Annotated in this window: 16 protein-coding genes; 6 read left to right on the plus strand and 10 right to left on the minus strand. The window is 59.1% G+C overall.

Annotated features, from left to right (window positions below):
- Positions 1–58: 58 nt before the first annotated feature.
- The 4 genes from HX830_RS30895 to HX830_RS30910 all read right to left on the minus strand — a co-directional run bounded on the left by HX830_RS30895 (position 59) and on the right by HX830_RS30910 (position 4,652).
- On the minus strand, positions 59–1,246 hold the full coding sequence (locus HX830_RS30895) for a sugar transporter (protein WP_103496850.1): 1,188 nt from the start codon (positions 1,244–1,246) through the stop codon (positions 59–61).
- Positions 1,247–1,492: 246 nt separating this feature from the next.
- Positions 1,493–2,737, minus strand: coding sequence for a saccharopine dehydrogenase family protein (locus HX830_RS30900; protein WP_103496851.1), 1,245 nt, complete (start codon positions 2,735–2,737; stop codon positions 1,493–1,495).
- Positions 2,738–2,763: 26 nt separating this feature from the next.
- Positions 2,764–3,861: a carboxynorspermidine decarboxylase gene (locus HX830_RS30905; RefSeq protein WP_103496852.1), complete on the minus strand. Its 1,098-nt coding sequence runs from the start codon at positions 3,859–3,861 to the stop codon at positions 2,764–2,766.
- A 227-nt stretch (positions 3,862–4,088) separates the two neighbouring features.
- Positions 4,089–4,652 (minus strand): TetR family transcriptional regulator, encoded by a 564-nt coding sequence (locus HX830_RS30910; RefSeq protein WP_177104586.1) that lies wholly within the window; start codon positions 4,650–4,652, stop codon positions 4,089–4,091.
- A 150-nt stretch (positions 4,653–4,802) separates the two neighbouring features.
- Between HX830_RS30910 and HX830_RS30915 the strand changes: the two genes are divergently transcribed.
- The gene (locus tag HX830_RS30915) at positions 4,803–5,573 is read left to right on the plus strand and encodes a glutathione S-transferase (protein WP_177104588.1); all 771 of its coding nucleotides are present in this window, start codon (positions 4,803–4,805) and stop codon (positions 5,571–5,573) included.
- Positions 5,574–5,739: 166 nt separating this feature from the next.
- Here HX830_RS30915 and HX830_RS30920 read toward each other — a convergent pair whose 3' ends face one another.
- From HX830_RS30920 to HX830_RS30935, 4 genes are all read right to left on the minus strand, one after another.
- Entirely contained in the window at positions 5,740–5,916 is a 177-nt protein-coding gene (locus tag HX830_RS30920) for a DUF2474 domain-containing protein (RefSeq protein WP_152741951.1), read from the minus strand.
- On the minus strand, positions 5,903–6,919 hold the full coding sequence (gene cydB, locus HX830_RS30925; protein WP_177104590.1) for a cytochrome d ubiquinol oxidase subunit II: 1,017 nt from the start codon (positions 6,917–6,919) through the stop codon (positions 5,903–5,905). Before cydB ends, HX830_RS30920 begins: the two co-directional genes overlap by 14 nt.
- A 15-nt stretch (positions 6,920–6,934) precedes the next feature.
- Positions 6,935–8,356, minus strand: coding sequence for a cytochrome ubiquinol oxidase subunit I (locus tag HX830_RS30930; RefSeq protein ID WP_177104592.1), 1,422 nt, complete (start codon positions 8,354–8,356; stop codon positions 6,935–6,937).
- A gap of 93 nt (positions 8,357–8,449) precedes the next feature.
- A complete protein-coding gene (locus tag HX830_RS30935) occupies positions 8,450–10,774 on the minus strand; it encodes an FdhF/YdeP family oxidoreductase (protein WP_177104594.1) in 2,325 nt (774 codons plus the stop codon).
- A gap of 414 nt (positions 10,775–11,188) precedes the next feature.
- On the opposite strand from HX830_RS30935, the gene moaA reads away from it, so the two are divergent.
- The 5 genes from moaA to moaE are packed head-to-tail and all read left to right on the plus strand — an operon-like array spanning position 11,189 to position 14,337.
- Positions 11,189–12,187, plus strand: a complete 999-nt coding sequence (moaA, locus tag HX830_RS30940) for a GTP 3',8-cyclase MoaA (protein WP_103498904.1) — start codon at positions 11,189–11,191, stop codon at positions 12,185–12,187.
- A gap of 38 nt (positions 12,188–12,225) precedes the next feature.
- Complete coding sequence (locus HX830_RS30945) at positions 12,226–13,125, plus strand: bestrophin family protein (protein WP_103498903.1); 900 nt, start codon at positions 12,226–12,228, stop codon at positions 13,123–13,125.
- Between the two features lie 13 nt (positions 13,126–13,138).
- Positions 13,139–13,633 (plus strand): cyclic pyranopterin monophosphate synthase MoaC, encoded by a 495-nt coding sequence (moaC, locus tag HX830_RS30950; RefSeq protein WP_177104596.1) that lies wholly within the window; start codon positions 13,139–13,141, stop codon positions 13,631–13,633.
- Positions 13,630–13,881 carry a MoaD/ThiS family protein gene (locus HX830_RS30955; RefSeq protein ID WP_100940291.1) on the plus strand — a complete coding sequence of 84 codons (252 nt, stop codon included), beginning with the start codon at positions 13,630–13,632 and terminating at the stop codon, positions 13,879–13,881. The genes moaC and HX830_RS30955 overlap by 4 nt, the downstream gene beginning before the upstream one ends.
- 3 nt (positions 13,882–13,884) lie before the next feature.
- Entirely contained in the window at positions 13,885–14,337 is a 453-nt protein-coding gene (gene moaE, locus HX830_RS30960; RefSeq protein ID WP_103498906.1) for a molybdopterin synthase catalytic subunit MoaE, read from the plus strand.
- A 35-nt stretch (positions 14,338–14,372) separates the two neighbouring features.
- Here the strand turns inward: moaE and HX830_RS30965 are convergent, their stop codons facing one another.
- Both HX830_RS30965 and moaB read right to left on the minus strand, forming a co-directional pair.
- Positions 14,373–15,578, minus strand: coding sequence for a molybdopterin molybdotransferase MoeA (locus HX830_RS30965; protein ID WP_177104598.1), 1,206 nt, complete (start codon positions 15,576–15,578; stop codon positions 14,373–14,375).
- Entirely contained in the window at positions 15,575–16,114 is a 540-nt protein-coding gene (gene moaB, locus HX830_RS30970) for a molybdenum cofactor biosynthesis protein B (RefSeq protein ID WP_100940289.1), read from the minus strand. The genes HX830_RS30965 and moaB overlap by 4 nt, the downstream gene beginning before the upstream one ends.
- Positions 16,115–16,315: the final 201 nt, after the last annotated feature.

Consider the following 16,315-nt stretch of genomic DNA (forward strand, 5'->3'; position numbering starts at 1 on the left):
CAACACGATGAGCGCCAGGAACCTGACCGGGCTCCTGGCGCCCACGTTCGATCAGGGCTCAGCGCCCCGCCCCTGCCCGGCCAGCGCGATAAACCGAGAGGCCGTAGAACGCCAGCGCCAGGCCTGCTAACACGCCCCCCACCACGCCGACATAGGCAAACCCGAGTTGCCGCCCCACCCAACTGCCCACCAGTGCCCCGCCACCGATCCCGATGTTGTAGATCCCCGAGAACAGAGCCATCGCCACATCGGTTGCGTCCGGCGCCAGCACCAGCACCTTCGATTGCAGCGACAGCCCGAAGCACATGATCGCCATGCCCCAGAACACGCTGAGTATCCCCAGCGTCGAAACCCCGCCACTCAACGGCAACAGCAATGCCAGGCACAGCACCAGCAACGCCGTGGCCGCCAGCAGAAAGCGCTGTGGGTGCTGCCGATTGAATCGACTGAACAGCAGCGAGCCGAAAATCCCCGCGCCACCGAACAGCAGCAGGATCAGGGTCACCACCTCGCCACTCATGCCGGCCACGGTTTTGATGAACGGTTCGATATAGCTATAGGCCGTGAACTGAGCCGTGATCACCGTCGCCGTCAGGCCGTAGACCGCCACCAGTGCGGGGCGTTTGAACAGTATGGGCAGGCTTCTCAGGGAGCCCGAGTTCTGGCTCGGCAGCAACGGCAGGCTTCTGCCCAGCCAGAGCACCAGGGCGCCGGCCATCAACGCAATCACCAGAAAGGTGGTGCGCCAGCCCATGGCTTCGCCGAGCAGACGGCCCAGCGGAATCCCCAGCACCAAGGCCATGGATGTCCCGGTCGCCAGCAGGCCCAGCGCCTGCACCTGCTTGCCCTTCGGCGCCACCCGCACCGCGAGGGACGCGGTGATGGACCAGAACAGCGCATGGGACAAGGCGATGCCGATCCGGCTCACCAGCAGGACACCAAAGCTTGCGGCCAAGCTGGACAGCACATGGCTGACAATGAACAGGCCGAACAGCACCATCAGCAGTTTGCGTCGTTCGACGTTGCGGGTGAGCAGCATCACCGGCAGCGAGGTCAGGGACACCACCCAGGCATAGATCGTCAGCATCAGCCCGACCTGCGCGCTCGACAGGTCGAAGCTGTCGCCGATGGCACTCAACAGGCCGACCGGCACGAATTCGGTGGTGTTGAAGACAAAGGCCGCCAACGCCAGCGCAATGACCGGTTGCCAGTTGTCGGGGGTTTCTGTGGTGGGGCTGCTACTCATTTAAAAATCCGTCATACGCTATCGAAGAGCCACTGGTTGGTGGTTCAGGGGCCGGGCAGCCAAAAGAAAAGCCGGTCGAGGTGAAATGGGTGGCTGACACGATGCAAGTATCGCTCCTTGGAGGGGATTCATCGCTGAAAGTTGCTGGCCTTGTCGAGCGCTATTACCCACAAATAAAAACGCCGCTCAAAGAGCGGCGTTCTTGCGCATGGAACAGGGAACGAGACTCACACTAGCGTGGAGGTCTCAGGCCTTGCCGTTCCAGGGGCGGTCTCCGTGTTCGTCCTTGATACGGGTCGGCAGGCCCATCACGTCCAGTGCCTTGAGGAACGGCTCAGCCGGCAGCTCCTCGACGTTGGCCATGCGTTGCACGTCCCACTCGCCGCGAGCGACCAGCAAGGCCGCCGCCACAGGTGGCACGCCCGCGGTATAGGAAATGCCCTGGCTGTCGGTTTCGGCGTAGGCTTCCTCGTGGTCCGCCACGTTGTAGATAAACACCTCACGCGGCTGGCCGTCCTTGGTGCCCTTGACCAGGTCGCCAATGCAGGTCTTGCCGGTATAGCCGGGTGCCAGCGAGCTTGGGTCAGGGAGCACGGCCTTGACCACTTTCAGCGGCACCACTTCCAGGCCTTCGGCGGTCTTGACCGGTTGCTCGGAGAGCAGGCCAAGGTTCCTGAGCACCGTGAACACATTGATGTAGTGCTCGCCAAAGCTCATCCAGAAACGCACATTGGGCACGCCGAGATTCTTCGACAGCGAGTGCACTTCATCGTGGCCGGTCAGGTACAGGTTCTGCGCCCCGACCACTGGCAGATCGTCAGTGCGCTTGACTTCGAACATGGTGTTGCTGGTCCACTGGCTGTTCTGCCAGCTCCACACCTGCCCGGTGAATTCGCGGAAATTGATTTCCGGATCGAAATTGGTGGCGAAATACTTGCCATGGGAACCGGCATTGACATCAAGGATGTCGATCGAGTCAATGCTGTCAAAATACTGTTGCTGCGCCAATGCGGCATAGGCATTGACCACACCCGGATCGAAGCCCACACCGAGAATGGCAGTGATGTTCTTCTGCTTGCATTCCTCGAGGTGCTTCCACTCGTAGTTGCCATACCAGGGCGGCGTCTCGCAGACTTTGCCCGGCTCTTCATGAATGGCGGTGTCCAGATAGGCCACGCCGGTATCGATGCAGGCACGCAGCACCGACATGTTCAGGAAGGACGAACCGACGTTGATGACGATCTGCGATTCGGTTTCGCGGATCAGTGCCTTCGTCGCTTCGACATCCAGGGCGTTCAACGAGAAGGCCTGGATATCGGCGGGCACCTTGAGGCTGCCCTTGGCTTTGACGCTGTCGATGATGGCCTGGCATTTGGAGATGTTGCGCGACGCGATAGCAATACGACCGAGTTCGTCGTTGTGCTGCGCGCACTTGTGGGCCACCACCTTGGCGACACCTCCTGCACCAATGATAAGTACGTTCTTCTTCAATTATCTATTTCTCTTTATCTGCCAGCTTAGGAAAGGCTGGACATGTAGTCGTTGTAACCAAACTCACGAACCACCTCGACACTTCCGTCGAGTTGCTTCACCACGATGGACGGCATTTTCAGACCGTTGAACCAATTTTTCTTGACCATTGTGTAACCTGCTGCGTCAACAAACGACAGCCGATCGCCGATGGTCAGTGGGCGATCAAATTGATACTCGCCGAAAATGTCTCCGGCCAGGCAGGATTTGCCGCACACCATGAACGTGTGTTCGCCCGCGCTGGGGGCCAGCTTGGCATTCAGGCGATAGATCAACAGATCGAGCATGTGCGCTTCGATGGAGCTGTCCACGACCGCCAGGTGCTTGCCGTTGTAGAGGGTGTCGAGCACGGTGACTTCCAGCGAGGCGCTCTGGGTGATGGCCGCTTCGCCCGGCTCCAGGTAAACCTGCACGGCGTATTTTTCCGAGAAGGCCTTGAGGCGCGCGCAAAAGGCGTCCAGCGCGTAGCCTTCACCGGTGAAATGGATACCGCCGCCGAGGCTGACCCACTCGACCTTGTGCAACAGATGGCCAAAGCGCTCTTCGATGGTGCACAGCATCTGGTCGAACAGGTTGAAGTCGCCGTTCTCGCAGTTGTTGTGGAACATGAAGCCGGAGATCTGCTCGATGACCTGCTCGATCTTGGCCGGGTCCCACTCGCCCAGGCGGCTGAATGGCCGCGCCGGGTCGGCCAGCAGGTAATCCGAGCTGCTCACCTGCGGGTTGACCCGCAGACCGCGGACCTTGCCGGCGCTGGCTTCGGTGTAGCGCTGCAACTGGCTGATGGAGTTGAAGATGATCTTGTCGCAGTTTTCGAGCATCTCCTCGATTTCGTCATCGGCCCAGGCCACGCTGTAGGCGTGGGTCTCGCCGGCGAACTTCTGCCGACCGAGCTTGAGCTCGTAGAGCGAGGACGAGGTGGTGCCGTCCATATATTGCTGCATCAGGTCAAACACCGACCAGGTGGCAAAGCACTTGAGTGCCAGCAGGGCCTTGGCCCCGGACTGCTCGCGCACGTAAGCGATCTTCTGCAGGTTCACCAGCAGCTTTTGTTTGTCGATGAGGTAGTACGGCGTCTTGATCATTTCAAGGCCTCCGACATGGCCAGTCAAAAAAGGATGCGCATTGTGCCTTCACTGACTACAGATCGAAAGAGCAGAAAGCTCAAGTTGCTGAGTTGGGCTGAACTGGACCTGGGGGCTGCCTGAAAATTCCTACACTGACAGTGGGGCTGGATTTGTAGTCCCTTTCCCCGCTCCGCACCTCTGCCATGGGCGCTCCGGTCGCCAACCGTCCTGACGCGCCAAGCCTGTTATGTCGGAATGAGCCCCGCCTCCCGGTAGCTCTGAACCAGTTCGTCGAATAAACCGATATCCACGCGCGTTCGGGCAATCAATTGAGCGCCAGCAACCGCGGTGTAAATGGCCCGGGCACGCCGCTCGCACACTTCAACGCCTGCGAGGCCGGTATCAGAGAGTACTTTCGCCAGCCACGCCACATTGATGTCGGCAAACGCCAGCACTTCACGCTTCACTTCCTCGGGCAGGTCCTGGTATTCCGCGGCCATGAAGCTGGACAGACACAGCCTGTTTCCGCCCTCGAGTGAGCTTCGGAAGATCGTCGGGTACACCTGCAGGCAGCTGATCGGCTCAGGGTTTGCCCCGCGTATGGCCTCCAGAACACTGGCGGTGTCTTCCCAGTAGCGTCTGGCGACGGCAGCGCCGAGGTCGGCCTTGCTCGAGAAATGGTAATAGATGCTCGCATTCTTGATCCCCACTGCATCAGCGATGGTTCGGAAATTGATCCCACTGTAGCCGTGGATCTGAGCCGCTCCCTTGGCCGCTTCCAATATGGCTTCCCGGGCGTTTTCGCTCACGTTTTCATTCCTCGATGCTTTGATTCATGGGGTCATTGAGCCCGATGTTACTCGCACACATCGCTACCTGCCAACTGACAGGTAGTTGTTGACAACGCAGAACCAAGCGCTCAACCTCTACCTACCATTTGACAGGCAGGTAGATAAATCATGACTTTCCAGCAACCGCACGACGTGTCCGAATCCCCAACGATGAAAATCTACGACTGGTACAACGGCCCCTACCCGGCGCGTGTCCGTATCGCGTTAGCCGAGAAAGGACTGCTGTCCCGGACCGAGTTTGTACCGGTCAATCTATGGGCAGGCGAGCACAAGAAACCCGAGTTCCTGGCCCTCAATTACTCGGGAACACTGCCCGTCCTGGAGCTGGGCGACGGCACGCTCATTGCCGAGTGCACCGCCATCACCCAGTACCTTGATGCACTGGAAGGCGCCCCTACGCTCACGGGTAAAACCCCCACCGAGAAAGGTCTCATCCATATGATGACCAAGCGTGCGGAAATCGAATTTCTAGACGCTGTCAGTGTGTATTTCCATCACGCAACGCCCGGGCTTGGGCCGGACGTCGAGCTGTCTCAGAACCCTGAATGGGGTGAGCGGATGCGGGACAAGGCAGTCAGGGGGATGCACTATTTCAACAGTGTCCTGAAAGGTCAGCCTTTTGTTGCAGGTAATGAATTCTCGATGGCCGATATTGCGCTGGTGGGCGGCATGATTTTCGCCTCGCTGGTGAAACTGCCGATACCTGATGAATGTGAAGCATTGGCCGCCTGGCAGGCCAGGATGCACGAGCGATCGAGCGTGCAGCAATGGCGCGCGATGGTGAAACGAGGATCGGGCACCGCCCGGGCAACCCAGTTCGACCACGCCACTGGCACGCCGCCGAAAGCCATGCCCCAGAGGACCAACAGCAACGCCTGACACGGCACAGAAGCAGGCAGCAGCACCAAGGCCAATAGGCGGCCTTCAGCTGTGCCTTCAAGCGCATCACCGGCCAGCCACCCGGCGCCAGCCGGCAAGTGGTTCGTTCCAGCGCCTCCTGAAATTCCCGGCGCGAAAGATCGCGCCGGGGCCTCGCGGCCTGAAATCAGTGACTGGTCATTCCGGCCATGTGCATCATGAATCGGAACAGGCCGGCCACCACGCCCAGTGCAATCACGCTGCCGAACCAAATCGAGATCAGCCAAAGCACCTGCCGATACCAAAGGGTGGCTTCGTTTTGTGCAGCCGACACTTCAGTGTTTTCGCTATCAATGGTAGCCATCGCCTATCCTCACTTTTCCTCGGAACACGTAATAGCTCCAGCAGGTGTACATCAAGATGATCGGCAGGATGAACAACGTGCCGATCAAGATGAACAACTGGCTTGTAGGGGGCGAAGCCGCCTCCCACAGGCTGATGGACGGTGGAACGATGTTCGGCCAGATACTGAACGCCAATCCGATATAACCCAGGAACACCAGCGCCAGGGTGAACACAAAGGGCCAATGGGAATGATACTGGCGTAGCGCGCGCAGCAACCCGAACAGCGCCAGCACACCCAGGACCAACAACCCGCCAAACACCACGATGTGCGCGTGGGTAAACCAGCGTGTCGCAATCTCGGGATGCAGCCATGGCGTCCATACGCAGAGCACCGCGACGACTGCCGTCAGCACAAACGCCAGCGGCCGGGTGTAGTGGCGCATACGTGACTCCAGCATGCCTTCGGTCTTGACCAGCAACCAGGTACTGCCGAGCAACGCATAAGCGACAATCAAACCAACCCCACAGAACAACGGGAACGGTGCCAGCCAATCCAGGGTGCCACCGGCAAACTGCCGATTGACGACCGCAATACCTGCGATGTACGCGCCGATCACGATGCCTTGGCAAAACGTCGCCAGCAGTGAGCCGCCGATAAAGGCCAGGTCCCAGATATGACGCTTTTCAGGACTGGCCTTGAAGCGGAACTCAAACGCCACGCCGCGGAAGATCAACCCGGCCAGCATGAACATCAGCGGCAGGTACAACGCCTCCAGAATCACCGAGTAAGCCAGTGGAAACGCACCGTAAAGCGCTGCCCCACCGAGGATCAGCCAGGTTTCATTGCCGTCCCATACTGGCGCGACGGTGTTCATCATCACATCGCGCTCCTGCGCATCGGGGATCAGCGGAAACAGGATGCCCACCCCCAGGTCGAACCCGTCCATGATCACGTACATCATCACCCCGAAGGCAATGATGACGCCCCAGATCAACGACAAATCGATGCCTTGAATACCCATGTTCAATCCCCTTGCTCAGTTGACGTGATCGCTGGACGCAAGCGTCTCGGCGACGGCGGACAGGGGGCGGCGTGGCGTACGCTCCTGGCCAGGACCACCTTGCGGCGGATGATCGTGATGCGGCTGAGGCCCCTTGCGTACCAGTTTCATCATGTAACCGATGCCCACCGCGAACACCGAGAAGTAGATCAACACAAACAACGCCAGCGAAATGCTCAGTTGCGTGACGGTGTGATTGGACGCGGCATCGGCCGTGCGCAACAGCCCGTAGACCACCCACGGCTGACGACCGACTTCGGTGGTGATCCAGCCCGCCAGCATCGCGATCAGACCGGTCGGCCCCATAAACAGCACCAGGCGCAGGAACAGCCGATTGCGGTACAGCGCGCCATTGCGGCGTAACGCAAGACCCAGCACCCCCGTAAGGATCATCAACATGCCCAGCCCGGCCATGACCCGGAAGCTGAAGAAAATGATCGTCGCGTTGGGACGGTCCTCCTTGGGGAAGCTCTTGAGCGCAGGGATCTGTTTATCCAGGCTGTGGGTCAGGATCAGACTGCCCAGGTAAGGGATTTCGATGGCATAGCGGGTCTTCTCGGCCGCCATGTCCGGGATGCCAAACAGCACCAGCGGCGTCGGCTCGTTACCGACGTTTTCCCAATGCCCTTCCATGGCGGCTATTTTCGCGGGTTGATGTTCCAGGGTATTCAGACCATGGGCGTCACCGACCACCGCCTGGATCGGCGACACGATCAACGCCATCCACAACGCCATCGAGAGCATCTTGCGGATGTGTGGCGTGTCGTTTTTACGCAGCAGATGCCAGGCCGCCGATGACCCGACAAAGAATGCCGTGGCCACAAACGCGGCGATGGCCATGTGTGCCAGGCGAAACGGGAACGACGGGTTGAAGACGATGGCCAGCCAGTCCATCGGCATGATCCGCCCATCGACGATCGAGAAGCCCTGTGGCGTCTGCATCCAGCTGTTGGACGCCAGGATCCAGAAAGTCGAGATCAACGTACCGAGGGCGACCATCACCGTGGCAAAGAAATGCAGCCCTCGTCCTACCCGGTTCCAGCCGAACAACATGACCCCGAGAAAGCCTGCTTCAAGGAAAAATGCCGTCAACACCTCATACGTGAGCAACGGCCCGGTGATACTCCCGGCGAAGTCGGAGAAACGGCTCCAGTTGGTACCGAACTCGTAGGCCATGACCAACCCGGAGACCACGCCCATGCCGAAGTTGACGGCAAAAATCTTTGACCAGAAGTGATACAGGTCCTTGTACACCGCATTGTTGCTTCTCAGCCACAGGCCTTCGAGCACCGCCAGGAAACTGGCCAGCCCAATGGTGATGGCGGGAAATATGATGTGAAACGAGACCGTAAACGCGAATTGAATGCGCGCCAGGTCCAACGCCCCCGGATTTAACATGACGATACCCTCAGAGTGTTTCGCGACTCGCAGCGAACTGATGCCCGATGATCAGGAAAAATCGGGGCGACGCTCACGCCGCCCCGGCCCGGTTCAAGCGCCAGAGGACTGGATCAGGTTGCTGACCGCTGCTGGCTCAAGGCGAATCGCGATGAACTTCGAGGTCGGCGTAAAGGTGCGGTCGCCGTAGCTTTCCAGCGGCACCAGTGGGTTGGTTTCCGGGTAATAGGCTGCGGCCTGGCCCGCTGGAATGTCGTAGGCGATCAAGGTAAAACCGCTGACTCTGCGCTCACGACCATCGCCCCAGAGCGAAATCATGTCGACCTTTTGCCCCGGCTCGTAACCAAGTTTGCGAATGTCCTGCTCATTGACGAACACCACGTCGCGCATGCCGTAGACGCCGCGATAACGGTCATCAAGCCCGTACAACGTGGTGTTGTACTGATCGTGGGAGCGCATGGTTTGCAGGATCAGGTCCGGTTTCACGGCCAGGCTGCGCACACCTTCGCTGACCAGGTGTGCCGGCAACACGCTCGGGGCAAATTGCGCTTTTCCGGTGGTGGTTTTCCAGATGCGCTGGGCGGCGTTGTTGCCCAGGTGAAAGCCGCCGGGGTGCAGCAGTTTTTTATTGAAGTCCTTGAAGCCGGGAATGGTGTCGGCAATCAGGTCACGGATGCGACTGTAATCGGCAACCGCCCACAGCCAGTCGATCGGGTGTTTGCCCAGTGTCGCGTTGGCGATCCCGGCAATGATCGCCGGCTCCGAACGCATCAACGGCGATTTGGGTTTCAGTTGGCCGTGGGAAATGTGCACCATGCTGAAGGTGTCTTCCACCGTCACACCTTGTGGCCCTTGCGCCTGCATATCGATGTCGGTACGCCCCAGGCACGGCAAAATCAGGGCCTCACGACCGGTGACCAAATGGCTGCGATTGAGCTTGGTGGCGATATGGACGGTCAGGTCGCAGTTGCGCAGGGCGTCGTGGGTGCGCGGGCTGTCGGGCGTCGCTTGGGCGAAGTTGCCGCCCAGGCCGATGAACACTTTCGAACGCCCCTCCTCCATCGCCGCAATCGCCATCACCGTGTTGTGGCCGTGGCGACGCGGAACCTTGAAGTCAAAGCGTGCTTCCAGTGCGTTAATCAACTCCGGCGGGGCCAGTTCGTTGATGCCCATGGTGCGGTCGCCCTGTACGTTGCTATGCCCACGTACCGGTGACAGCCCTGCCCCCGGCCGGCCGATATTGCCGCGCAACAACTGCACGTTGATGATTTCCTGCACGGTCACGACCGAGTGAGTGTGCTGGGTCACGCCCATCGCCCAACACATGATGACCCGCTTGGCACGACGGTACATGCGCGCGGCGAGTTCGATATCTTCCAGCGTCAGGCCGGACTGTTCAACGATGTGCTCCCACGACGTGGCATCAAGCTCCGCCAGATAAGCGTCCAGGCCCGAGGTGTGCTCGGCGATAAACGCACGGTCGAACACCGCCTCGCCATGGTTCAGCAGCGCTTCACGCTCCCACTGCAAGAGAAACTTGGCGATGCCACGGAACGCGGCCATGTCGCCGCCCAGTGCAGGACGAAAGTAGGCAGACGAGGTCGGCTCGGAGCCATTGGTGAGCATTTCCAGCGGATGCTGCGGGTGCTGAAAGCGCTCCAGGCCACGCTCTTTCAGCGGGTTGAAACAGATCACCTGTGCGCCCCGCTTCACCGCTTCGCGCAGTGGCTCAAGCATCCTCGGGTGGTTGGTGCCAGGGTTCTGGCCGATGACGAAAATCGCGTCGGCTTCTTCCAGGTCATCGAACGTCACCGTGCCTTTACCGACGCCAACACTGTCGTCCATGCCCAGGCCACTCGCTTCGTGGCACATGTTCGAGCAGTCGGGGAAGTTATTGGTACCGTAGGCGCGAACGAACAGCTGATAAAGATAAGCAGCCTCGTTGCTGGCCCGGCCCGAGGTGTAGAACTCGGCCTGGTCGGGCGAAGTCAGTGCGTTCAGGTGTTTGGCGATCAGGGCAAAGGCATCGTCCCAACTGGTTTCGACATAACGATCAGCCACAGCGTCATAGCGCATCGGATGAGTCAGGCGCCCTTGGTATTCAAGCCAATAGTCACTTTGCGCCGCAAGCGACGACACGCTGTATTTGTTGAAAAACGCCGGGTTGACCAGCCGCCCGGTGGCTTCCCAGTTAACTGCTTTGGCGCCGTTCTCGCAAAACTTGACCATGCCGTTTTCCGGCGACTCGCCCCAGGCACAACCCGGGCAATCGAAGCCGCCATTCTGGTTGGTCTTGAGCATCGCTCGAATATTCTTGAACGCGTTTTCACTGCCCAACCAGTTCCTGGTGACCGCAATCAGCGCCCCCCAACCCGCGGCGGCTCCCTTGTACGGTTTATAACGTTCAACTTCGCTCATGGTATTTCTCCAAGACTTTGCACGCAGGCAGCGGCCTGACTTAAAGTCATTGTTAACGGCTGTTTTTATGCGCACATCCATGCGCACGTAGTTAACGCCCACAACGGATTTATTCACGCAGGGCCAACGAATGGGCCCAATTCAGGATGACGAATCCAGCCTATTCGGTGTGTGCCACACCTGTCTAATCACTCTTAATGACCGCCCCATCGAAACAATCTATCAAGATAAAAAACCTTAAAAATCAACACATTGAAAATTTAACTCGCCCTTAAACAAGGCACATTTTCGCCCCATAGATTGGGTCGATCAGCCGGTTATTAATAGTGATTAGACGAGAACTAAAAACAACTTTAGCCTCCACTCAACAAGGCCCTCATATAACAGTGGACCTGCCCACTGCTGGAGGCTGTGATGACCGATCGTATATTGATGGACCGTTTCTCCCGCCCGGTCGACTATCTCAGAATGTCGGTTACCGATCGGTGCGACTTTCGTTGTGTTTATTGCATGGCCGAAGACATGGAGTTCTTGCCGCGCCAACGCATTCTGACGCTGGAAGAGCTCTATCAAATGGCGCAGAGCTTTGTGGCCCTGGGCACTCGAAAGATCCGCCTGACCGGTGGCGAGCCGTTGATTCGCCCAGGCGTGGTCGACCTGTGCAAGCGCATTGCGGCGCTGCCGGGTCTACGCGAGTTATGCATGACCACCAATGGTTCGCAGCTCGGCACGTTGGCGGCACCGCTGTTCGAGGCGGGGCTCAAGCGCCTGAATATCAGCCTCGACAGCCTTGACCCCGATCGCTTCCGCGAACTGACGCGCACCGGTGATCTGGCCAAGGTCATCGCGGGCATCGACGCGGCCAATGCCGCCGGCTTTCAACACACCAAACTCAATTGCGTCGTCATGAAAGGCCGCAACGATCACGAGATCAACGATCTCGTGGCATTCGCGATTGAACGCGGGTTGGACATTTCCTTCATCGAAGAAATGCCGCTGGGTGTCATCAGCGAGCACAGCCGTGCCGAAGCGTTCTATTCCAGTATGCAAGTACGTGAACGGATTGCCGAACGCTACACCCTCATCGACTCCGCGGAATCGACCCAGGGCCCTTCGCGCTATTGGCGCCTGGCAGAAGCGCCGCACATTCGCCTGGGATTCATCTCACCCCACAGCCATAACTTCTGCGGGACCTGCAATCGCGTTCGACTGACCGTCGAGGGCCGCCTCCTGCTATGCCTGGGCAATGAGCATTCGGTCGACTTGAAGGACGTACTGCGCCGCCACCCAGGCGAACCGCAGCGGCTGGAGCAGGCGATTACCGAAGCGATGAAAATCAAGCCGTACCGACACAACTTCGAACTCAATGACGAGGTGCAAGTGGTGCGTTTCATGAACATGACCGGCGGATAGCCTGCCCGGTTTCATTATTTTTCATAAGGTTGTTTTCCATGATCGTCAGAGCCAAACCCAACCTGATCAATGTATTGATTTCACTCAAGGGTTCTGTGGCCAAGCGGATTGCGCTGCGAAGCCTTCTGGTGGCACTGCTGGCTTCGGCGATTGTGCTGGTCGAAACCCTCCACCCCGCGTACTTCTCGAAGGTCAACGCCACGCCCTTCACACTGCTGGGCTTGTCACTGTCGATCTTCATGAGTTTTCGCAACAACGCCTGTTACGACCGCTGGTACGAAGGGCGCAAGGCGCTCGGGGCGATGGTGATGGATATACGGGGGATGATTCGGGAAACTCAAGTCATCAAGGACACCCGCCAGCGCAGCGAGATCCTGCGCAACCTCTGTGGATTCGCCCATGCGCTCAACGCCAGGCTTCGCCAGGAAGACGAACTGAGCGTGGCCGAGCCCTGGCTGGACAGATTGCCCTCTTTCAACGCACTCAATATTCCGGAAAGTGTTCTGTGTCGAGTCAGCCAACAATGCTCGACACTCGTCGAATCAGGGGGCATCAGCGAATGGCGCTATATGTTGATGGCCGGACATTTGAGCAGCCTGACCACGACACAGACGATTTGCGAGCGGATCAAAAGCACGCCGCTGCCCTTCCCCTACACACTCCTGCTGCACCGAACAAGTTACATGTTCTGCATCTTGTTGCCCTTCGCAATGGCCGAGCCACTGGGTTGGCTGACACCCGTTTTCACCGCGATCGTGAGTTACACGTTTTTCGGACTGGACGCGATTGGCGACGAACTGGAGGACCCCTTTGGCCACGACGAAAACGACCTGCCGACCAATGCCATCGTGCGCAACATTGAACGTGAAGTACTGGGTGCCACCGGCGCCACGGAGCTCCCTCCCGTACTCCAACCCATCGATTTTGTACTGAACTGATCCGAGGACCACCATGAACGCATTCGAACACACGTTGACGCACCTGGACGCCGAAGGCAGGGCCAGCATGGTCGACGTCACGGATAAAGACCCGAGCAACCGTGAGGCACAGGCACAAGCCTGGATACGCATGCTGCCGTCCACCTTGAAGCTGATCCAACAAAATGGCCATCCCAAGGGTGATGTGTTTGCAGTCGCCCGAATCGCCGGGATCATGGCGGCGAAGAAAACCCATGAACTGATCCCGTTATGCCACCCATTGATGCTGAGTTCGATTCACGTCGAGCTGAGCGCCGAGGAGCCCGACAGCGTAAAAATCGTCAGCACCTGCCGGCTCAACGGCAGAACCGGCGTCGAACTGGAAGCCCTGACGGCGGCCAGTGTGGCGGCGCTGACGATCTATGACATGTGCAAAGCCGTCGACCGGGGAATGGTCATTGAACGTGTCCAGTTGCTCAGAAAACAGGGCGGAAAATCGGGTACCTTTGTCGCCGGTGACGCCCAATGATCCTGATCAACTACTTTGCCCGCTATCGGGAACAACTCGGCATCGAAGGCGAAAAAATCGCGCTGGACGGGTCCTTGAAAACCATTGACGACGTCAGGAAGCGACTGGGCGCCAGAGGCGCGATTTGGCGGGAAGTGCTCGGCGAAACCAGCCTCATGTGCGCGCTGAACCAGGAATTGTGTACGCCCGCGGCGCCGATAGAAGACTTCGATGAGATCGCTTTCTTCCCCCAAGTGACCGGGGGTTGAGTGATGGCTGTTCAGGTTCAGACCGAATTGTTTGATCTGGGTGAACTGACCCACGGCTTGCACGCCGAAGACCCTGGCATCGGTGCCGTGGCCACCTTCGTGGGCTATGTGCGTGATCGTAATCAAGGGGATAAGGTCAGCCACTTGTACCTTGAGCATTATCCGGGAATGACCGAGCGCTCATTGCAACTGATCGTCGATCAGGCCCATGAACGCTGGCCGCTGCAACGGGTGACCCTCGTCCACCGCGTGGGGCTGTTGAAGGTCGGCGAGCCCATTGTCTTTGTCGGCGTTGCCAGCGAACATCGCCACGCGGCCTTCGATGCCTGCGCGTTTCTAATGGACTACCTGAAAACCCGCGCGCCTTTCTGGAAGCGTGAACACACCCCGTCCGGTGAGCGCTGGGTAGAGGGAAGAGAGAGCGATCGGCTGGCGGCGAATCGCTGGGATGCATGAAATCCCCCCAACCCGGTTGGGGGGAATGCAGCGCATCAGAACAAGCCGCAGAAGGGAATAAACCGTGCCGTATCACCGACCTGCAACGTACAACCCTCGTGGATTTCGACCAGCCCGTCGGCCCAGGAGGCGCCCAGCAACACACCTGAACTCTGGTTCGGATACAGCACCGCCCGCCCCTCCTCCAGTTTGGCCCGCAGGTATTCCCGACGGTTTCCTGCTTTCGGCCAGTCAAAACCGACGTTAACCGGGAAGCTCAAGGGCGTGACGTCTTCGACACCCTGGATGCGTAACAGGTAAGCCCGGGCCAGTAGCCCGAACGTCACCAGCGCCGACGTCGGATTGCCTGGCAGACCGATGACCGGCACGGTGCCAAAGTACCCCACGGTCAGGGGTTTACCCGGCTTGATCGAGAGTTTCCAGAATAACGGCTTGCCGCACTGGCGCAGCACCTCGCCGAGGCAATCGGCATCACCGGCAGACACACCACCGGTGGTCAGGATCAAGTCCGCGGCCTGTTGCAGTTGCTCGAGCTTGAGCCGCGTGTGCCGCGGCTGGTCGGGAAGAATGCCGCCATCGATGACCTCACAGCCCAAGGCGCTCAACCAGTGGCTGAGCAATGTGCGATTGCTGTTATAGATACAGCCGGGTTCCAGCGGCGTTCCCGGCTCGGCCAGTTCGTCGCCCGTGGACAGCAGCGCGACCCGTGGACGCCGTACCACCGGCACATGGGTGCAACCCTGCGCCGCCGCGATGGCCAGCTCGAACGGCCCGAGTCGTTTGCCGGCCTGCAGCAACACCTGCCCGGCACGGTTCTCCTGGCCTTGCGGACGAATATTCTGGCCAACGCTCAGCGGCTGTTTGAAACGGACGCGACCGTCCTCCATCAGCTCGACGTTCTCCTGCATCTCGACGCAGTTGGCCCCCTCGGGTACCGGCGCTCCGGTGAAGATTCGAGCGCAGGTACCCGCGAGCAATGCCTGCGGCGCCTGGCCGGCAAAAATACGCTGCGACACGGCTAGCGGCTGGCCGTTCCAGTCGTCGATATTCAAGGCGTAACCGTCCATGGCACTGTTCGGCCAGGGAGGCAGGTCCAGTGTCGCCACCAGATCATTGGCCAGCACCCGTTGCCGGGCTTCACTCAATGCGACCGGCTCGCTTTCTTGCAGACGTTGCTCCTGGGCCATGGCCAGCAGCGAGGCAATGGCCTCCTCCACCGGTATCAGAGGTGACTGGCTCATCCCCGCGTCCCACAGAGGGGCACCGACTTGAGGTGTGGCACGAAATTGCACGGCCTGTGGCGCGCATCCAGTTGCTCGGCGAGGATACCTTCCCAGGCGGTCCGGCAGGCACCGGTCGAGCCCGGCAGGCAACACACCAGCGTACCGTTCGCCAGCCCGGCCAAGGCGCGACTCTGTACCGTGGACGTGCCGATATCGAGAATGGAAATCGCCCGGAACAACTCACCAAAACCATCGATTTGCTTATCCAGCAAACAGCTCACGGCCTCGGGCGTGCTGTCGCGGCCCGTGAAGCCGGTGCCCCCGGTAATCAACACCACCTGAATCTGCTCATCGGCAATCCAGGTAGCGACCTGGGCGCGGATCTTATACAGATCATCTTTGAGCAGGTTACGCTCACTCAGGCTGTGCCCTGCTTCCAGCAATCGACTGACCAGCAATTGCCCGGAGGTATCATTGGCATATTCCCGGGTATCGCTGACGGTCAATACGGCAATATTCAAGGGTACAAACAATGCATCCGATTTCACGTTCATGTCATTCTCCGGCAGGCCATCATCAAAACAATTGCCAGAGGCTAAGGCGCTAAAACAATGACTGTCTAATCGTTACGGCTGACCGGGTTATCGAGTGCCTCTATCAATGATTTTTCCCGGGGCATTTCGCCGCTGATTGAGTCAATCGATCAGCCATTCAATGCTTGTGATTGGACACACGGACAGGACAGTGAGATTGTC

This window comes from Pseudomonas gingeri, assembly GCF_013385425.1.
GTDB lineage: Bacteria > Pseudomonadota > Gammaproteobacteria > Pseudomonadales > Pseudomonadaceae > Aquipseudomonas > Aquipseudomonas gingeri_D.

Coding starts and splice junctions, on each gene's coding strand:
- HX830_RS30895 (WP_103496850.1), bottom strand. CDS start 1,246: ATGAGTAGCAGCCCCACCACAGAAACCCCCGACAACTGGCAACCGGTC.
- HX830_RS30905 (WP_103496852.1), bottom strand. CDS start 3,861: ATGATCAAGACGCCGTACTACCTCATCGACAAACAAAAGCTGCTGGTG.
- HX830_RS30915 (WP_177104588.1), top strand. CDS start 4,803: ATGACTTTCCAGCAACCGCACGACGTGTCCGAATCCCCAACGATGAAA.
- HX830_RS30920 (WP_152741951.1), bottom strand. CDS start 5,916: ATGGCTACCATTGATAGCGAAAACACTGAAGTGTCGGCTGCACAAAAC.
- cydB (WP_177104590.1), bottom strand. CDS start 6,919: ATGGGTATTCAAGGCATCGATTTGTCGTTGATCTGGGGCGTCATCATT.
- HX830_RS30930 (WP_177104592.1), bottom strand. CDS start 8,356: ATGTTAAATCCGGGGGCGTTGGACCTGGCGCGCATTCAATTCGCGTTT.
- HX830_RS30935 (WP_177104594.1), bottom strand. CDS start 10,774: ATGAGCGAAGTTGAACGTTATAAACCGTACAAGGGAGCCGCCGCGGGT.
- moaA (WP_103498904.1), top strand. CDS start 11,189: ATGACCGATCGTATATTGATGGACCGTTTCTCCCGCCCGGTCGACTAT.
- HX830_RS30945 (WP_103498903.1), top strand. CDS start 12,226: ATGATCGTCAGAGCCAAACCCAACCTGATCAATGTATTGATTTCACTC.
- moaC (WP_177104596.1), top strand. CDS start 13,139: ATGAACGCATTCGAACACACGTTGACGCACCTGGACGCCGAAGGCAGG.
- HX830_RS30955 (WP_100940291.1), top strand. CDS start 13,630: ATGATCCTGATCAACTACTTTGCCCGCTATCGGGAACAACTCGGCATC.
- moaE (WP_103498906.1), top strand. CDS start 13,885: ATGGCTGTTCAGGTTCAGACCGAATTGTTTGATCTGGGTGAACTGACC.
- HX830_RS30965 (WP_177104598.1), bottom strand. CDS start 15,578: ATGAGCCAGTCACCTCTGATACCGGTGGAGGAGGCCATTGCCTCGCTG.
- moaB (WP_100940289.1), bottom strand. CDS start 16,114: ATGAACGTGAAATCGGATGCATTGTTTGTACCCTTGAATATTGCCGTA.